General features: G+C 68.7%; 13 protein-coding genes and 1 tRNA gene. 7 read left to right on the top strand and 7 right to left on the bottom strand.

Features of this window, described 5'->3' with window-relative positions; genetic code table 11:
• Positions 1 to 8: 8 nt before the first annotated feature.
• The 5 genes from Q5H91_RS11950 to Q5H91_RS11930 all read right to left on the bottom strand — a co-directional run bounded on the left by Q5H91_RS11950 (position 9) and on the right by Q5H91_RS11930 (position 6,811).
• Positions 9 to 635, bottom strand: coding sequence for a hypothetical protein (locus tag Q5H91_RS11950; protein WP_305173637.1), 627 nt, complete (start codon positions 633 to 635; stop codon positions 9 to 11).
• A complete protein-coding gene (locus Q5H91_RS11945) occupies positions 635 to 2,059 on the bottom strand; it encodes an efflux transporter outer membrane subunit (RefSeq protein ID WP_305173636.1) in 1,425 nt (474 codons plus the stop codon). The genes Q5H91_RS11950 and Q5H91_RS11945 overlap by 1 nt, the downstream gene beginning before the upstream one ends.
• Positions 2,056 to 5,250, bottom strand: a complete 3,195-nt coding sequence (locus Q5H91_RS11940; RefSeq protein WP_305173635.1) for an efflux RND transporter permease subunit — start codon at positions 5,248 to 5,250, stop codon at positions 2,056 to 2,058. Before Q5H91_RS11940 ends, Q5H91_RS11945 begins: the two co-directional genes overlap by 4 nt.
• Positions 5,247 to 6,509 carry an efflux RND transporter periplasmic adaptor subunit gene (locus Q5H91_RS11935; protein ID WP_305173634.1) on the bottom strand — a complete coding sequence of 421 codons (1,263 nt, stop codon included), beginning with the start codon at positions 6,507 to 6,509 and terminating at the stop codon, positions 5,247 to 5,249. The genes Q5H91_RS11940 and Q5H91_RS11935 overlap by 4 nt, the downstream gene beginning before the upstream one ends.
• Before the next feature lie 215 nt (positions 6,510 to 6,724).
• Positions 6,725 to 6,811, bottom strand: a tRNA-Leu gene (locus Q5H91_RS11930).
• 101 nt (positions 6,812 to 6,912) lie between these two features.
• Between Q5H91_RS11930 and Q5H91_RS11925 the strand changes: the two genes are divergently transcribed.
• From Q5H91_RS11925 to gltB, 5 genes are all read left to right on the top strand, one after another.
• Positions 6,913 to 7,848, top strand: a complete 936-nt coding sequence (locus Q5H91_RS11925) for a complex I NDUFA9 subunit family protein (RefSeq protein WP_305173633.1) — start codon at positions 6,913 to 6,915, stop codon at positions 7,846 to 7,848.
• 25 nt (positions 7,849 to 7,873) lie between these two features.
• Entirely contained in the window at positions 7,874 to 8,671 is a 798-nt protein-coding gene (locus tag Q5H91_RS11920) for an undecaprenyl-diphosphate phosphatase (protein WP_305173632.1), read from the top strand.
• Between the two features lie 147 nt (positions 8,672 to 8,818).
• Entirely contained in the window at positions 8,819 to 10,276 is a 1,458-nt protein-coding gene (locus Q5H91_RS11915; RefSeq protein WP_305173631.1) for an NAD(P)-dependent oxidoreductase, read from the top strand.
• Complete coding sequence (locus Q5H91_RS11910) at positions 10,273 to 10,854, top strand: DUF2059 domain-containing protein (RefSeq protein WP_305173630.1); 582 nt, start codon at positions 10,273 to 10,275, stop codon at positions 10,852 to 10,854. The genes Q5H91_RS11915 and Q5H91_RS11910 overlap by 4 nt, the downstream gene beginning before the upstream one ends.
• Positions 10,854 to 15,356 carry a glutamate synthase large subunit gene (gltB, locus tag Q5H91_RS11905; protein WP_305173629.1) on the top strand — a complete coding sequence of 1,501 codons (4,503 nt, stop codon included), beginning with the start codon at positions 10,854 to 10,856 and terminating at the stop codon, positions 15,354 to 15,356. Before Q5H91_RS11910 ends, gltB begins: the two co-directional genes overlap by 1 nt.
• Before the next feature lie 4 nt (positions 15,357 to 15,360).
• Here the strand turns inward: gltB and Q5H91_RS11900 are convergent, their stop codons facing one another.
• Both Q5H91_RS11900 and Q5H91_RS11895 read right to left on the bottom strand, forming a co-directional pair.
• The gene (locus Q5H91_RS11900) at positions 15,361 to 15,753 is read right to left on the bottom strand and encodes a type II toxin-antitoxin system VapC family toxin (RefSeq protein ID WP_305173628.1); all 393 of its coding nucleotides are present in this window, start codon (positions 15,751 to 15,753) and stop codon (positions 15,361 to 15,363) included.
• A complete protein-coding gene (locus Q5H91_RS11895) occupies positions 15,750 to 16,001 on the bottom strand; it encodes a type II toxin-antitoxin system VapB family antitoxin (protein ID WP_305173627.1) in 252 nt (83 codons plus the stop codon). Before Q5H91_RS11895 ends, Q5H91_RS11900 begins: the two co-directional genes overlap by 4 nt.
• Positions 16,002 to 16,088: 87 nt before the next feature.
• Here Q5H91_RS11895 and Q5H91_RS11890 point away from each other — a divergent pair, with 87 nt between their 5' ends.
• Together Q5H91_RS11890 and Q5H91_RS11885 are read left to right on the top strand one after the other, a co-directional pair.
• Positions 16,089 to 16,760, top strand: a complete 672-nt coding sequence (locus Q5H91_RS11890) for a glutathione S-transferase family protein (RefSeq protein WP_305173764.1) — start codon at positions 16,089 to 16,091, stop codon at positions 16,758 to 16,760.
• A 1-nt stretch (position 16,761) separates the two neighbouring features.
• Entirely contained in the window at positions 16,762 to 17,103 is a 342-nt protein-coding gene (locus Q5H91_RS11885; RefSeq protein ID WP_305173626.1) for a tRNA-binding protein, read from the top strand.
• The last annotated feature ends 129 nt before the right edge of the window (positions 17,104 to 17,232 follow it).

Raw genomic sequence — 17,232 nt, 5'->3', positions numbered from 1 at the left:
TGCGGGGTTCAGCGGCGAACCCAGATCCGGTCGTGACCCAGGTCGAAGACCACGCGGCTGCGGCGGAACGCGTAGAGGCCGACGACCGGGCGCGGACCGTCCGCAACGTCGGCGCCGGGCAGGGCGACGCCGCCGACCGTCACCGATGCGTCCGGTGCCAGACGGGACGCGGTGATGCCGCTGGCGCTCCCCAGGTCGAGCAGCGCGCGCTGCGGCGGCTGGCCGGCTTGGGTGATCTCAACCGACAGGCTGCCGTCCGCCGCGTGGCCGACAGCGATCGGGGTGGCGTCGCGTTCGAACGCGCGGGCCTCGCCCGGCAACAGCAGTTCGAGCGTGCGCCGGGCGAAGTCGATCGCGATCGGATGGGCCGCGAGCACATCCTGGCCGATGCGCAACTGCGCATCCGCCGCCGGCTGCGGCTCGACCGCGGCGATGCGGGCGCGGAAGCTCTCGGCGCGCAGGTGGATGGTCCGCTCGTCGCCGCCATGCGCGTCGACGCCGGTGCCGACCGCCGACGTCGGCGCACCGGGCGCGATGGCAATGCGGGCAGGCTGACCGTCGACCCCGCCCTTCAGCAGCAGCAGCGCACCGGCTAGCACGAACTTGCCGCTGGTCGCGCCGATTACCCCGGCCATCAGCGGGCCGCCGCGATCGGGCCGCCAGCGGCCTGGAACAGCGCGACGGTGTCGGTCAGCCGCGCGGCGCGAGCCTGGACCAGCTGGCTGCGCGCCTGCGCGTCGGCACCGGTGGCGTTGAGCAGCGCCAGCGTGCCGACATCGCCGAGCGCGAGCTGCCGCTGGACGAAGGTCAGCGCCCGGCCCGATGCCATGCTCGCCCGCGTCGCCGCGTCGAGTGCGTCGGCGTCGGTGGCGAGGCCGGTCAGCGCGTCGGACACGTCACCGAACGCCTGAAGTACGGCGGCACGGTACTGCGCCTTGGCGCCGTCGAGCGCGGCCTCGGCGGCGCGCTGCTGGTGGCGGAGCGCACCGGCGTGGAAGATCGGCTGGGTGATGCCGCCGATCAGCGCCCAGAACGGATTGCCGCTGGCGAACATGTCCGGAAAGCGCTGGGCGATGCCGCCGGCACTGGCGCTGAGCTGGATGCTGGGCAACCGTGCGGCGATCGCGGTGCCGACATCGGCGCCCGCCCCCTCCAGCTGGGCCTGCGCCGCCAGCACGTCCGGCCGGCGCGCGACGAGGTCGGAGGGCAGCGCCAGCGGTAGTTCGGCGGGCAGGATCAACGATGCAAGCGTCGGCAGTGCAGGCAGGTCGCTGCCGGCGGCGCGGCCGATCAGCGTGCCGATCATGACACGCTGGTGCTCCTCGGCGCGGATCAGCGGCGGCAGCGCGGACTCGGCGCCGGCAAGGGCGGTCTGCTGGGTAGCGATGTCGGCCGCGCCGACTGCGCCCAGCTGCTGCTGCCGGGTGAGCGCCTGCAGGATGTCGCGGTTGACGGTGATGCTGGTCCGCGCCGCGGCGATCTGGTCGGCAAGCGCGGCGCGCTGGATCACCGCCTGGACGAGGTTGGCGACGACGCTCGCCCGCGCCGCGTCGAGCCGGTGGCCCTGCACCGCCGCCGCTGCCCGGGCCGAGCGGATGCGCGCACGGGTGCCGCCGAACAGGTCGAGGCCATAGGCGACCGTCACCTGCGCGGTATGGAGCGTGTAGAGCTGCTGGTTCTGGTCGGCGACTGCGGGCGACAGCGCGTTCGACACCCGCTGACGCTCCGCCTGATAGCTGGCATCGACTTGCGGCAGCGCGCTGCCTGCCGTCGCGCCGGCCTGTTCCTGGGCCTGGCGCAGCGCCGCGTCGGCAACCGCGATGTCGGTGGCGTGGGCGAGCGCCTCATCGACCAGCGCGTCCAGCTGGGCATTGCCGAAGCTGCGCCACCAGTCGGCGGGCACCGGCGCGATCCGTGTCGCCTGGGACGGGCCGGTGGCGGGGGCGAAGCGCTGCGCAACCGGGGCGGGCGGCAGGCTTGCGTGCGCGTCCAGGTCGTGCGGGCCGACCGTGCAGGCGCTGAGCGCGCCGCCGAGCAGCAGGGTGGCGATCCGCTTCATGCCAAGGCCTCCGTACCGCCGGCATCCGGTGCCGAATGGTGATGTCCCACGTCGCGGCCATGCGCGCCGCGTTCGTCGGGCGGCACCCGGCGCGAGAAGCGGTCGATCAGCACCGGCAGTACCAGCAGGATCAGGATCGGTGCCAGCGTCATGCCGCCGACTACGACCAGCGCCAGCGGCTTCTGCACCTGGCTGCCGATGCCGTTCGACAGGGCGGCGGGCAGCAGGCCGATCGCGGCGACCAGGCACGTCATCACCACCGGGCGCAGGCTGTTGCGTACCGTAGTCGCCAACCCCTGTGACCGTGTCATCCCCTCGTCGATGGCATGGTTGTAGGTCGTCACCACCAGGATGCCATCCATCACCGCGATGCCGAACAGCGCGACGAAGCCGATCGCCGAGGAGATGCTGAACGCCGTCCCGGTCAGTGCCAATGCCAGCACGCCGCCGACGATCGCCATCGGGATCGCCGAGAAGGCGAGCAGGCTGTCGCGGATCGATCCGAAATTGGCGTAGAGCAGCAGCAGGATCATCAGCAGACTGATCGGCACCACCACCTCCAGCCGGGCGACGGCATTGTTCAGGTTGTCCAGCTCGCCCGCCCATTCCAGGTGATAGCCGGCAGGCAGGTGGACGTTGCGGGTGATCCGCGCCCGCGCCTCGTCCACCGCGCCGCCCAGATCGCGCCCGCGCACCGAGAATTTGATCGGGATATAACGTTCCTGATGCTCGCGGTAGATGAACGACGCGCCCGAGGTCAGCCGCACGTCGGCGACCTCCGACAGCGGTACCTGGATGGTGCCGGTCCCGTCCGGAGAGGGCGCACCGATGGTGATGCGGCGGATCGCGTCGATCGTGTCGCGCTGCTCGGGCTTCAGCCGGACGACGATCGGGAAGTGGCGGTCGGTGCCCTTCTCGTACAGCTCGGCGTTCGACTGGCCGCCGATCGCCGCGGCGACGGTGGCGTTCACGTCGTCGGGGGTCAGGCCGTAGCGCGAGGCGCGGGCGCGGTCGACGTCGATGCGCACCGTCGGTTGGCCGAGCGACTGGAACACGCCCAGATCCTCGATCCCGCGCACCTTGCCCATCTGGTCCTTGATCTGGTCCGCATAGCTTTCCAGCGTCGCCAGATCCGGCCCGAACAGCTTGATCGAGTTCGCGCCCTTCACCCCCGATGCCGCTTCCTCGACGTTATCCTCGATGATCTGGGAGAAGGAGAAGTCGACGCCCGGGTATTTGGCCGAGAGTTTCTTCGACAGCTCGTCGGTCAGCGTTTCCTTGGTGACGCCCGATGGCCAGCTGTCGAAGGGCTTCAGCGGCACGAAGAACTCGGCGTTGAAGAAGCCGGTCGAATCGGTGCCGTCGTCCGGGCGGCCATGCGCGGATAGCACCGCCTCCACCTCCGGATAGGAGGCGAGGATGCGGCGGACGCCGTTCACCACCGGCTGTCCCGCCTCCAGGCTGATCGATGCGGGCAGGGTGGCGCGGATGTACATGTTGCCCTCTTCGAGGTGCGGCAGGAACTCGATGCCGAGCGAGCGCACGCCGATCACCGCCGCGCCCAGCATCAGCACCGCGCCGCCGATCGCCAGCACCCGGTTGCCGAGCGCGAAGGCGGCGGCCGGCTCGTACGCGCGGCGCAGCTTGCGGACGATCCACGTCTCCACCTCCGACAACCTGTCGGGCAGCAGCAGCGTCGCCAGCACCGGCGCGACGGTGAAGGTCGCGATCAGGCCGCCGGTGATCGCATAGGCATAGGTCTTGGCCATCGGGCCGAAGATGTGGCCCTCCACCCCAGTCAGGGTGAACAGCGGCAGGAAGCTGGCGATGATGATCGCGGCGGCGAAGAAGATGCCGCGGCTGACCTCGCTCGACGCGCCCAGCACCGCCGAGAAGCGGCTGGCGAGGGTGTAGTGGCCATGGCCTTCCTCGACCCGCTCGGATCGCTCGACCATGTGGCGGAACACGTTCTCGACCATGATGACGCTGGCATCCACCACCAGCCCGAAGTCGAGCGCGCCGACCGACAGCAGGTTCGCGCTTTCCCCCTGCAACACCAGGATCAGGATCGCGAAGGCGAGCGCGAAGGGAATCGTCGCCGCGACGATGATCGCGCTGCGCAGGTTGCCCAGGAACAGCCACTGGAGCGCGAAGATCAGGACGATACCGACCACCATGTTCTCCAGCACGGTGTGAATGGTCAGCTTGATGAGGTCGGACCGGTCGTAGATCCGCTCCAGATGGACGCCCGGCGGCAGCACGCCCGACGCGTTGATGTCGGCGACCTCCTTCTGCACCGCGGCGATCGTCGGCATCGACTGGGCGCCGCGCTGCATCAGGACGATGCCCTGCACGATGTCGTCCTGGTCGTTGTAGCCGGCGATGCCCAGCCGCGGCGCATTGCCGATCTGGACGTGCGCGACGTCCTTCAGCAGCACCGGCTGCCCGCTGGCGGTGGCGACCAACACGTTCTCGATCGCGTCGACCGACTGGATCAGCCCGACGCCGCGGACGATCGCGGCCTGGCTGCCGAAGTTGATCGTCTGGCCACCGACATTACCGTCGCTCTTGGCGAGCGCGGCCAGCACCTGCGCGACCGTCACATCGTGCGCGGCAAGCCGGTCGTTGTCGATGACGACATCGTACGCGCGCAGCTTGCCGCCCCAGCCGGTGACGTCGATCACGCCGGGAATGCGCTTGAACCGGCGTTGCAGCACCCAGTCCTGCAGCGTCTTCAGGTCCATCACCGAATATCCCGGCGGCGCGCTGATCCGATAGCGATAGATCTCGCCGACCGGGCTGGTCGGCGACAGCGTCGGCTCGGCACCGCCCGCCAGAGGCGGCAGCTGCGACAGGCGGTTGATGACCTGCTGCCTGGCCGCATCGTTGGTCAGGTCGTAGCTGAACTGGATCTTGATGTCGGACAGGCCGAACAGGCTGATCGCGCGGATCGCGGTCAGGTGCGGGATGCCCGCCATGCCGACCTCGATCGGGATGGTGACATTGCGCTCCATCTCCTCGGCCGACAGGCCTTGCGTCTGGGTGATGATCTCGACCATCGGCGGGACGGGATCGGGATAGGCCTCGATATTAAGGTTCCAGAAGCCGACCGCGCCGGCGACCAGCATCGCGGCGAAGATGCCGACGATCAGCAGCCGCTGGCGCAGCGCGAATTCGACGATGCGGTTCACTCGCCCAGCCCCGCCTCGTTGACGAACAGCGCGCCGGCGGTGACGATGCGCTCGCCCGGCTTCAGCCCGGACAGGATGACCAGCTGGCCGTCCTGCTCGTCGCCTGCGGTGACGCTGCGTGCCTGGAGCAGCCCGTCGGGCCGAACGATCCAGACGCGCGCGGTGTCGCCCTCGTGGATCACGGCGGCGGCGGGAACGCGCAGCGCCTCACCCTGTTGCGGGCGACGGATCGAGAAGCTGGCGAACATCTGGGGCTTCAGCGCGCCGTCGGGATTGGCGATGGTCGCGCGCACCGGCAGGCGGTGGCTCTGCGGGTCGAGCGCGGCACCGACCAGGTCGATCGTCGCGTGGAAGCTGCGGCCGGGAAAGGCGGGCGTGGTCACCGTCACCGCGTCGCCGCGGCGCACCGCGCTCGCGTCGCCCTCGGCGATCTGCGCGACCAGCCAGACGTGCGAGGGGTCGGTGATGGTCATCACCGGCTTGTCGCCGCCCTGGCTGACATATTGCCCGGCCGACACGTCGCGTGAGGCGATCAGGCCGGCAATCGGCGCGTGCAGCGTGGTCTGGTCGTGGATACCCGCGACCTCGCCTACGCCCTCCAGCCGGCCGATCTCGCCCGGCGACTTGCCGAGGATGGCGAGCTTGTCACGCGCCGCCCCCAGCGCCGCGGCGGCCGTGCGCGCGGTCGCCTGCGCCGCGACCAGATCGGCCTGGGCCTGCTGGTAATCCTTCTGGGCGCCGCCTGCGGTTTCGAACATCTGCTTCTGCCGCTCCGCGTTGCGGGTCGCCGCCGCCAGCTGTGCCTGCGCGTTCTGTAACCCGGCGCGCGCGGCGAACAGCCCACTGCGCGCGTCGACGAAGTCCGACGTCTTCACCAGCAGCAGCGGCTGCCCCGCGACCACCCGCTGACCGGCATCCGCCAGCACGCGCACCACCTGCCCCGAATAGGGCATCAGCACCGGCGTGCTGCGATCGCCGTCGACGGTGATCGACCCGCTTGCCAGCGTGCGGTCGTCCGACGCGCCATAGCCGACCCGCGTCGTCTTCAGTCCCGCCATCTGGGCGGCGGTCGGGCGGAACGTGCCGGGCGGTGTGGAGCCGGGCGGCGCAGGCTCGTGATGGGTCAGCCGCGCGATCGCCAGCCACAGCAGGATCGCACCGACCGCAACCGCGGCGGCGATGGCGAGCCAGCGACCTTGTTCACGAGATGACAGGATGCGCGTGGCGGGCAGCGGCTGCGGAGGGGACGAAGCGTGCATCAGGAACCCTGTGGCGGTTGATCCGCGGGTGCCTAGGGACGGCGCGCTTACAGGGTGCTTACGGCAACATGACATTTGTTGCAGGGCAGCGAGCATGCTCGCTGCGCCTTGCGGTCCATGAAACTGTCACGATCGTCGGGCACGATCCGGTCTTCCCGCACGACGGAGCCGCCGGGGAGGTGCCCCTCAGGGGGTATTCGCATCTGATCGGAAAATGGTGCCCAGAAGAGGACTCGAACCTCCACGACCTTGCGATCGCCAGCACCTGAAGCTGGTGCGTCTACCAATTCCGCCATCTGGGCACGGGGTAGGCGGCGGCCTTTAGGGGGCGCGGTGGAGCCTTGTCAACGGGAGTTTCGGGGGGCAAAGGCGATATCGTGATGCTTTGCCGGAAACGAGGTCGATGAAGAACAAGCTGGTGACGCTGATCGGAGGCGGCGGGTTCGTCGGTCGCTATGCCGCACAGGCGCTGCTGCGTCAGGGCGCGCGGCTGCGGGTGGCGCAGCGCGATCCGCGCCACGCCTGGTTCCTGCGGACGCAGGGCGGGCTGGGGCAGACCCAGTTCGTCGCCGCCGACGTGACCCGGCCCGACACGATCGCCCGCGCGGTCGCCGGGGCCGACATCGTCGTCAATCTGGTCGGCGTGCTCGCCGGCGCGTTCCAGCGGGTGCATGTCGACGGCGCCCGGACCGTTGCCGAGGCGGCGCGCGATGCCGGGGTCGAGGCGCTGGTGCATGTCTCGGCGATCGGCGCGGATGCGGACGCGGCGTCCGCCTATGGTCGCAGCAAGGGCGAGGGGGAGAAGGCGGTGCGCTCCGCCTTCCCGACCGCGACCATCCTGCGCCCCTCGATCGTGTTCGGGCGCGAGGACCAGTTCGTCAATCGCTTCGCCGGGATGATCGCGGCGAGCCCGGTGGTGCCGGTGCTGCGCGCGCCGGTGAAGTTCCAGCCGATCTTCGCCGGCGACGTCGGCGACGCCATCGCCGCCGCGGCGGGCGATCCCAGCCGGTACGGCGGGCGGACGTTCGAGCTGGGCGGTCCCGACATCCTGTCGATGGGCGAGCTGATCCGCTTCATCGCCGATGCGATCGACCGCTCGCCCTCGATCGTCGAGCTGCCCGACGCGATCGGGTCGCTGCTTGCAGCCATGCCGCTGTCGCCGATCAGTCGCGACCAGTGGCTGATGCTGCAGCAGGACAATGTCGTGGCGGCCGGCGCGGACGGGCTGGCGAGCCTGGGTATCGTTCCGACGCCGCTGGCGACGGTGGCGCCCGAATATTTGGTCCGCTTCCGCCGGCAGGGCCGGTTCGGCCGGCGCTCCGTCGAGCAGGCGCTCTGACCCTTCCTCTCGCCTGGCGACTGACATGACCGATCTGCTGACCGCCATCATCCTGGGCATCGTCGAGGGGGTGACGGAGTTCCTGCCCGTATCCTCGACCGGGCATCTGGTGCTGGCGACCGAATTGCTGGGCTTCAGGGCGGCGGATTGGGCGGTGTTCAACATCGCGATCCAGCCGGGCGCTATCCTGGCGATCGTCGTCCTCTATTGGCGGACGTTCATGGCGGTGCTGATGGGGCTTGTGAAGCGCGAGCCCAATTCGGTCGCATTCGTGCGCAACCTGCTGATCGCATTCCTGCCTGCCGCGGTGCTGGGCTTCGCGTTCAACGACAAGATCGAGACGCTGCTGGAAAGCGCGCAGGTCGTCGCCTGGGCGCTGATCGCCGGCGGTGTCGCGATCCTGATCGTCGAGCGGCTGGCGCGGACGCAGAATGTCGGCGGTATCGCCGGGGTGTCCGCGGGCCAGTCGATCAAGATCGGACTGGTGCAGTGCATCGCGATGATCCCCGGCGTCAGCCGCTCGGGCGCGACGATCATGGGCGCGATGTCGCTGGGTATAGACCGGCGGACCGCGGCGGAGTTCAGCTTCTTCCTGGCGCTGCCGACGCTGACCGGAGCCACCGTGCTGCAACTGGCGAAGCATCACGATCAGATCACGGCCGGCGGGATGAAGCTAATGGCGGTCGGGTTCGTCGTCTCGTTCCTGGTCGCGCTGGCAGTGGTGAAGGGCTTCATGGCGCTGGTTACTCGACACGGCTTTGCGCCGTTCGCCTGGTATCGGATCGTTGCAGGTGCAGCGGCGCTGATCCTGCTGAATAGGTGATAGGCAATAAACGGACCTAATTTTCAGGTTGTAAGCGGCGCTCCCGTTCGGAATCTTCTGCGTCACAGCTAAGTATGTCAGCAAAGCTGACTTGTAGAAGTTTGTCCCATCCGTAATGCAGCTCCCGGTCGATGCGGGAGACGTGGCATGGCGGGTGATCCGATGCTGAAGTTCGTGGTGCAGGAGCAGGTCTATCCGGCCAAGCGCGAGGCGGAGCTGCGCGCGCAGGACTTTCGTGAAATCGCCGACCGCTACGCGGTGCCGACGGCCGAGGATCAGGCGTCGCGCTGCTCGCAGTGCGGCGTGCCCTATTGCTCGATCCACTGCCCGCTGCACAATCACATCCCGGACTGGCTGCGGCTGACCGCCGAGGGCCGGCTGCGCGAGGCATATGAGCTGTCGAACAGCACCTCGACCATGCCCGAGATCTGCGGTCGCATCTGCCCGCAGGACCGGCTGTGCGAAGGCAATTGCGTGATCGAGTTCTCCGGCCACGGCGCGGTGACGATCGGGTCGGTCGAGAAGTTCATCACCGACACCGCCTGGGCGGAGGGCTGGGTCGAGCCGGTAGCGGTTGGGCCGTCGCGCGGCCAGTCGGTTGCGGTGATCGGCGCGGGGCCGGCCGGGCTGACCGCGGCGGAGTATCTGCGCGGCAACGGCTATGACGTCCATGTCTATGACCGGCACGACCGGGCGGGCGGCTTGCTGACCTATGGCATCCCCGGGTTCAAGCTGGAGAAGCCGGTGGTCATGCGCCGGATCGAGCGGCTCGCGGCGGCGGGGATCCAGTTCCACTACGGCTTCGCGGTCGGCGAGCAGGCGAGCCTCGACGAATTGCGCCAGCGCCACGACGCGGTGCTGATCGCGACCGGCGTCTACAAGGCGCGCCAAGTCGAGGTGGCGGGCAACGAGACGAAGGGCGTCGTCGCGGCGCTCGACTTCCTCACCGCGTCGAATCGCAAGGGGTTCGGCGATGCGGTGCCGGCGTTCGACGATGGCTCGCTCGATGCGGCAGGTCGGAACGTGGTGGTGATCGGCGGCGGCGATACTGCGATGGACTGCGTCCGCACCGCGATCCGCCAGGGGGCGGCCTCGGTGAAGTGCCTCTATCGCCGCGACCGGGCCAACATGCCCGGCAGCCAGCGCGAGGTCGCCAATGCCGAGGAGGAAGGCGCCGAGTTCGTCTGGCTCTCCGCGCCGCTGGCGTTCGAGGGCGGGCAGGACGGGGGCGGCGGGGCGGTCGGCCAGGTCCGTGCCAGCCGGATGCGCCTGGGCGCTCCCGACGCAAGCGGCCGCCGCGCGCCCGAGGTCGATCCGGGCGGCGAGCTGTCGCTGGAGGCCGATCTGGTCATCAAGGCGCTTGGCTTCGACGCGGAAGACCTGCCGACGCTGTGGGGCGCGCCGGAACTGGGGGTCAGCCGCTGGGGCACGGTGCTGGTCGACGGCAAGACGCTGATGACCAGCCTCGACGGCGTATTCGCAGCGGGCGACATCGTCCGCGGCGCGAGCCTGGTGGTGTGGGCGATCCGCGACGGTCGCGACGTGGCGGCCTCGATGCACAAATGGCTGAAGGCGAAGGCTAAGGCAGAGAAGGTGGCGGCATGATGCGCGCATTACTCACCGCCGCGGCGCTGCTCGCCGCTTCGCCCGTTGCGGCCCAGACGACTCCCGCTCCCGTCGCCGCGGCGGCGCCCGATGCGGCGCGTCTCCAGGCGGCGACGCGGCTGCTCGACGTGATGATGCCGCCGGCGACGCGCCAGCAGATGATCCGCGGCATGATGGACCCGCTGCTTGCCAATATCCGGCAGGGCATGACCCAGAACCCGGACTTCACCAAGATGCTGGGGGACGATCCCCGCGTCGCCGCCGCGTTCGACCGGTTCCTGGCACAGCAGAATGCGCGCACCGTGACCCGCCTGCAAACCTCGCTGCCCGGCATGATCGACGCGATGAGCCGGGCCTATGCGCGGCGCTTCGACGTGACGCAGCTGGGCGAGCTGGAGCGGTTCTTCCGCACGCCGACCGGCACCGCCTACATGCAGGCGTCGATGACGATCATGGCCGATCCGGACATCGCGGCGTGGCAGCGCACGATGATGGCCGATGCAATGGGCCATGTGCAGGAGGATGCGATGGCGTTCGCGAAGGAAATCGCCGCCATCAAGCAGGGTGAGACGAAGTGATGACCGACCAGCGCGCCTATCTCGCCGAGCACGGCATGTACCGCCCCGATTTCGAGGGCGATGCCTGCGGCGTCGGCATGGTCGCCGCCACCGATGGGCGGCCCTCTCGCCGGGTCGTCCAGTCCGCGGTCGACGCGTTGAAGGCGGTGTGGCACCGCGGCGCGGTGGATGCCGACGGCAAGACCGGCGACGGCGCTGGCATCCATCTCGACCTGCCGCACCGCTTCTTCGACGACGCGATCGCCGCGTCGGGGCACAAGGTGCGGCCGAACCGGCTGGCGGTCGGCATGGTGTTCCTGCCGCGCACCGACCTAGGTGCGCAGGAGGATTGCCGCACGATCGTGGAGAGCACGATCATCGAGGCGGGCTATACCATCTATGGCTGGCGACAGGTGCCGGTCGACGTGTCGGTCATCGGCATGAAGGCGCAGGCGACCCGGCCCGAGATCGAGCAGATCATGATCGCCGGCCCGCTTCCGGACGAGATGGACGAGGCGGAGTTCGAGAAGAACCTGTACCTAGTCCGCCGCCGGATCGAGAAGCGGGTGATCGCCGCGCAGATCAGCGGCTTCTACATCTGCTCGCTGTCGGCGCGCTCGATCGTCTACAAGGGGCTGTTCCTGGCGGAGAGCCTGTCGGTCTTCTATCCCGACCTGACCGACCAGCGGTTCGAGAGCCGGGTCGCGATCTTCCACCAGCGTTATTCCACCAACACCTTTCCGCAATGGTGGCTGGCCCAGCCGTTCCGCTGCCTGGCGCACAATGGCGAGGTGAACACGATCCGCGGCAACAAGAACTGGATGCTGTCGCACGAGATCCGGATGGCGTCGATCGCGTTCGGCGACAATTCGGAGGACATCAAGCCGGTGATCCCCGCCGGCGCGTCCGACACCGCCGCGCTCGACGCCGTGTTCGAGGCGATCTGCCGCTCTGGCCGCGACGCGCCGACCGCCAAGCTGATGCTGGTGCCCGAGGCATGGCAGGCCGGCGACACCCCGCCTGCCCACTCCGCGATGTACCAGTATCTCGCCTCGGTGATGGAGCCGTGGGACGGTCCCGCCGCCCTCGCGATGACCGACGGCCGCTGGGCGGTGGCGGGGATGGACCGCAACGCGCTGCGCCCCCTGCGCTATACCCGCACCAATGACGGGCTGCTGATCGTCGGGTCGGAGAGCGGCATGGTGGTGGTGCCGGAGAGCACCGTCGTCGCCAAGGGGCGCCTTGGGCCGGGGCAGATGATCGCGGTCGACCTGGACGCCGGCATCGTGCTCGAGGACCGTGCGGTCAAGGACCGGATCGCGGGCGAGCAGGACTATGCCGCGATGATCGGCGAGTTCCTGGCGCTCGACGACCTGCCACCGGTGGAGGGCGACGCCGTCGTCCGCTATCCCCGTGCCGAGCTGGCGCGCCGCCAGGTCGCGGTCGGCCAGACGCTGGAGGATATGGAGCTGATCCTCAGCCCGATGGTCGACGGTGCCAAGGAAGCGATCGGCTCGATGGGCGACGACACGCCGCTCGCCGTCATCAGCGACAAGCCGCGGCTCATCAGCCAGTTCTTCCGCCAGAATTTCAGCCAGGTGACCAACCCGCCGATCGATTCCCTGCGCGAGCGGCACGTCATGTCGCTGAAGACGCGGTTCGGCAATCTCGCCAACATCCTCGACGTGCGCGATCAGCGCGAGCGGGTGCTGGTGCTCGACTCGCCGGTGCTGACCGGTGAAGCCTGGGCGCGGCTGAAGGCGCATTTCGGCCGCTCGGCGGCGGAGATCGACTGCACGTTCGAGGCGGAGGGCGGCCCGGAAAAGCTGCGCGCCGCGATCCAGCGCATCCGCAATCAGGCCGAACAGGCGGTGCGCGAGGGCCGGTCGGAGCTGTTCCTGACCGACGAGCATGTGTCGGAGGATCGTGTCGCCATCGCCGGCGTGCTGGCGGCGGCGGCGGTGCACACCCATCTCGTCCGCCGCGGCCTGCGCTCCTACGCGTCGATCAACGTGCGCACCGCCGAGTGCCTCGACACGCATTATTATGCGGTGCTGATCGGCGTCGGTGCGACGACGGTGAACGCCTATCTGGCCGAAGCGGCGATCGCCGATCGGCACGCGCGCGGGCTGTTCGGCGAACTGACCATCGACCAGTGCCTGAACCGCCATCGCGTCGCGGTGGAAGAGGGGCTGCTCAAGATCATCTCGAAGATGGGCATCGCCGTCATCTCCTCCTATCGCGGCGGCTATAATTTCGAGGCGGTGGGCCTCAGCCGGGCACTGGTCAACGACCTGTTCCCCGGCATGCCCGCCAAGATTTCGGGCGAGGGCTATGCCTCGCTACATTATTCCGCGATTGTCCGGCATGAGGCGGCGTATGACAGCGCGGTGACGACGCTGCCGATCGGCGGCTTCTATCGCCAGCGCAACGGCGGCGAGACCCACGCCTATTCGGCGCAGCTGATGCACCTGCTCCAGACCGCGGTCGCGACGGACAGCTATTCCAGCTATCTCCAGTTCAGCCGCGGGGTCAGCGACCTGCCGCCGGTCTATCTGCGCGACCTGCTGCAGTTCAACTTCCCCGCAGAGGGCGTGCCGATCGACCAGGTTGAGGCAATCACCGAGATCCGCAAGCGCTTCGTCACCCCCGGCATGTCGCTCGGCGCGCTGTCGCCGGAGGCACACGAGACGCTGGCGATCGCGATGAACCGAATCGGCGCGAAGGCGGTGTCGGGCGAAGGCGGCGAGGACAAGGCGCGCTACACGCCGTACGAAAATGGCGACAACGCCAATTCCGGGGTGAAGCAGATCGCGTCCGGGCGGTTCGGCGTGACCGCCGAATATCTCAACGCCTGCGAAGAGATCGAGATCAAGGTCGCGCAGGGCGCCAAACCCGGTGAGGGCGGGCAGCTGCCCGGCTTCAAGGTGACCGAGTTCATCGCCCGCCTGCGCCATGCGACGCCTGGCGTCACGCTGATCTCGCCGCCGCCGCACCACGACATCTACTCGATCGAGGATCTCGCGCAGCTCATCTACGACTGCAAGCAGATCAACCCGCGCGCGCGGGTCTGCGTGAAGCTGGTGTCGTCCGCCGGGATCGGCACCGTCGCGGCGGGGGTGGCGAAGGCACATGCCGACGTCATCCTCGTCTCCGGCCATGTCGGCGGCACCGGTGCTTCCCCGCAGACCAGCATCAAATATGCCGGCACGCCGTGGGAAATGGGCCTGTCGGAGGTCAACCAGACCCTGACGCTGAACGGCCTGCGCGGGCGCATCCGCCTGCGTGCGGACGGCGGGCTGAAGACCGGGCGCGACATCGTCATCGCCGCGATCCTGGGTGCGGAGGAATTCGGCATCGGCACGCTCAGCCTCGTGGCGATGGGCTGCATCATGGTGCGCCAGTGCCATTCGAACACCTGCCCGGTGGGCGTCTGCGTGCAGGACGAGCGGCTGCGCGCCAAGTTCACCGGCACGCCCGAAAAGGTCATCAACCTGATGACCTTCATCGCCGAGGAGGTGCGCGACATCCTGGCCCGGCTCGGTTGCAAGTCGCTGGACGAGGTGATCGGCCGCACCGAGCTGCTGCGCCAGGTCAGCCGCGGTGCCGAGCATCTCGACGACCTCGATCTGAACCCCATCCTCGCCAAGGTCGACGCGACCGACGCCGAGCGGCGGTTCAGCCTGTCGACCTTCCGCAACGCCGTACCCGACAGCCTCGACGCGCAGATCATCAAGGATGCCTCGGCGGTCTTCACCCGCGGCGAGAAGATGCAGCTGACCTATTCGGTACGCAATACGCATCGCGCGGTCGGCACCCGGCTGTCGAGCGAGATCACGCGCACCTTCGGCATGTCGAAGCTCGCCGACGGGCATGTCACGATCCGCCTGCGCGGGTCGGCCGGCCAGTCGCTGGGCGCGTTCCTGTGCAAGGGCGTGACGCTCGAGGTGTTCGGCGACTCGAACGACTATGTCGGCAAGGGGCTGTCAGGCGGCAAGATCATCGTCCGCCCGGCCGTCTCGTCGCCGCTTGCCAGCCAGGACAATACGATCGTCGGCAACACCGTGCTCTACGGTGCGACCAGCGGCACGCTGTTCGCCGCGGGGCAGGCCGGCGAGCGGTTCGCGGTCCGCAACTCGGGTGCGGTGGTCGTCGTCGAGGGCTGCGGTGCGAATGGCTGCGAGTACATGACCGGCGGCACCGCGGTGGTGCTGGGGCAGGTCGGCGCCAATTTCGGCGCTGGCATGACCGGCGGCATGGCGTTCGTCTACGACGCCGACGACAGCTTCGCGCGGCGCGCCAATCCGGAGAGCATCGTCTGGCAGCGGCTGGCCAGCCAGCACTGGGAGAACCAGCTCTACATGCTCATCAGCCAGCATGCGGCGGCGACCGACAGCAAATGGTCGAAGGGGTTACTCGACGACTGGGACCGCGTCGCGGGCCGTTTCTGGCAGGTGGTGCCCAAGGAGATGCTGACTCGCCTGTCGCACCCGCTGGAGGACAGGGCCGAGGCAGCGGAATGAAGGATCAGAGCGCGGACCGGATATCGGTTCGCGCGAAATCCTCGCCCTTGTAGAGCAGGGGACAGCCCGCGACTTTGGCGACCGCATAGGCCATGCAGTCGCCATAGTTGAGCGACGCCGGATGCCGGCCCTTGCCGTAGCGGTCGAACGCGTCGGTCGCGGCGGCGAGGTGCGTGGCGGTGAAGTCGACGGGCACGAACGGACCGCCCACCATCAGGCCGGCGGCATCTTCAGCCATGGACGGACGGGACCGACCGCTGGCTACCAGATGTAACTCGACAAGCGTTGGTTGGCCGATAAGAACCTTGCCGGCGGTGGAGATGGCGAACAGGATGGCCTCGGCTTGGGGTTCCTCGAGCAGGATCGCCATCAGTGCGGAAGTATCTACGGCGATCACCGCGGCAGACCATGCTCGTCATAGCCAATGATTTCGTCATCCGTCCGGGGGTCGATCTCGTAGCTTCTCACCCGCTCCTGAATGCGCCGGACGCGTTCAATCCACGTCTCCTCAGTCACGGTGAGACCCTCTCGCGCCAGTTCGTTGCGCACCGCCGCGCCGATCGCGTCGGTCAGGCTGGTGCCGCGGCGGCTGGCCAGTTCGCGGATCAGCCGCTCGATCTCATCATGCTTGATGCTGATACCCATCGCTGACCTTTTCTAGATTGCGCCATGACGTTTCTAGAACAGCTTCCCGCTTGGAACAATGCCACCGCACCGCCTAGAGAGGCTGGCATGTGGCAGCTCTATCAATTCCCCATCTGTCCGTTCAGCCGCAAGGTGCGCCTGCTGCTCGGCGAGAAGGGCGTCGGGTACGAGCTGGTGCGCGAATCGCCCTGGATGCGGCGCGACGAGTTCGTCGACATGAATCCGTCCGGGCAGACGCCGGTGATGGCCGACCCCACACGCGGCATCCTGCTGATCGATTCGCAGGCCATCGCGGAATATTTCGAGGAGACGGTCGACAAGGCGGCGATGATAAACGGCACCGCCACCAACCGCGCCGAGATCCGCCGGCTGGTGACGTGGTTCGACCAGCAGTTCTTCCGCGACGTCACCGGACCGCTGCTCCACGAGCGGCTGGTCAAGCGCATCGCCCAGCGCGCCACGCCGGACGCGCGGGCGCTGCGCGAGGCGATGAAGGGCGCGGTCGGGCATCTCGACTACACCGACTATCTGCTCGATCACCGTCAGTGGCTGGGCGGCGCGACGATGAGCCTGGCCGACCTGACCGCGGCGGCGCACATCTCGGTCGCCGATTATCTCGGCGGCATCGACTGGAAGGGGCACGAGCAGACCGCGCGCTGGTATCGCGGGCTGAAGAGCCGCCCCTCGTTCCGCCCGCTGCTGGCCGAGCGGATGGAGCTGGTCGGCCCCCCCAGCCACTATGACAATCCGGATTTCTGACATGGCCTACCCGATCGCGTTCGACGATTTCCTGAAGGTCGACATCCGCGTCGGCACGATCGTCGCCGCAGAGCCGTTTCCGGAGGCACGCAAGCCCGCGATCAAGCTGACGATCGACTTCGGCCCGGAGATCGGCCGCAAACGCTCCTCCGCGCAGATCACCGCGCACTACACGCCGGAGACACTGATCGGTCGCCAGGTCGCCGCCGTCGTCAACTTCCCACCCCGCCAGATCGGCCCGATGATGTCCGAGGTGCTGACGCTGGGCTTTCCCGATGCGGACGGCGAAGTGGTGCTGATCGGGCCGGGGCATGGCGTGCCCGATGGCGGGCGGATGTTCTGACCGGCAGCGGAACCGGACACTACACCCCCCCTTCCGTGTCCGGTTCCGAGCTGTTGCCCCCGTCGCGGTGCGCTTCGGGGCAGGGCGGTTCGGGGCAGGGCGGATCGGGCGGTGCATGGCGGCGGGTCT

The organism is Sphingomonas aurea (assembly GCF_030678875.1).
GTDB classification, from domain to species: domain Bacteria; phylum Pseudomonadota; class Alphaproteobacteria; order Sphingomonadales; family Sphingomonadaceae; genus Sphingomonas; species Sphingomonas aurea.
The sequence above is the reverse complement of the archived record's forward strand: the minus strand, read 5'-3'. Positions and strand labels throughout refer to the sequence as shown.

Bases quoted from the DNA above. Each gene is read 5' to 3' on its own strand.
- Q5H91_RS11950 (WP_305173637.1), bottom strand. From the start codon at position 635: ATGGCCGGGGTAATCGGCGCGACCAGCGGCAAGTTCGTGCTAGCCGGT.
- Q5H91_RS11945 (WP_305173636.1), bottom strand. From the start codon at position 2,059: ATGAAGCGGATCGCCACCCTGCTGCTCGGCGGCGCGCTCAGCGCCTGC.
- Q5H91_RS11935 (WP_305173634.1), bottom strand. From the start codon at position 6,509: ATGCACGCTTCGTCCCCTCCGCAGCCGCTGCCCGCCACGCGCATCCTG.
- Q5H91_RS11925 (WP_305173633.1), top strand. From the start codon at position 6,913: ATGAAGAACAAGCTGGTGACGCTGATCGGAGGCGGCGGGTTCGTCGGT.
- Q5H91_RS11920 (WP_305173632.1), top strand. From the start codon at position 7,874: ATGACCGATCTGCTGACCGCCATCATCCTGGGCATCGTCGAGGGGGTG.
- Q5H91_RS11915 (WP_305173631.1), top strand. From the start codon at position 8,819: ATGGCGGGTGATCCGATGCTGAAGTTCGTGGTGCAGGAGCAGGTCTAT.
- Q5H91_RS11910 (WP_305173630.1), top strand. From the start codon at position 10,273: ATGATGCGCGCATTACTCACCGCCGCGGCGCTGCTCGCCGCTTCGCCC.
- gltB (WP_305173629.1), top strand. From the start codon at position 10,854: ATGACCGACCAGCGCGCCTATCTCGCCGAGCACGGCATGTACCGCCCC.
- Q5H91_RS11895 (WP_305173627.1), bottom strand. From the start codon at position 16,001: ATGGGTATCAGCATCAAGCATGATGAGATCGAGCGGCTGATCCGCGAA.
- Q5H91_RS11890 (WP_305173764.1), top strand. From the start codon at position 16,089: ATGTGGCAGCTCTATCAATTCCCCATCTGTCCGTTCAGCCGCAAGGTG.
- Q5H91_RS11885 (WP_305173626.1), top strand. From the start codon at position 16,762: ATGGCCTACCCGATCGCGTTCGACGATTTCCTGAAGGTCGACATCCGC.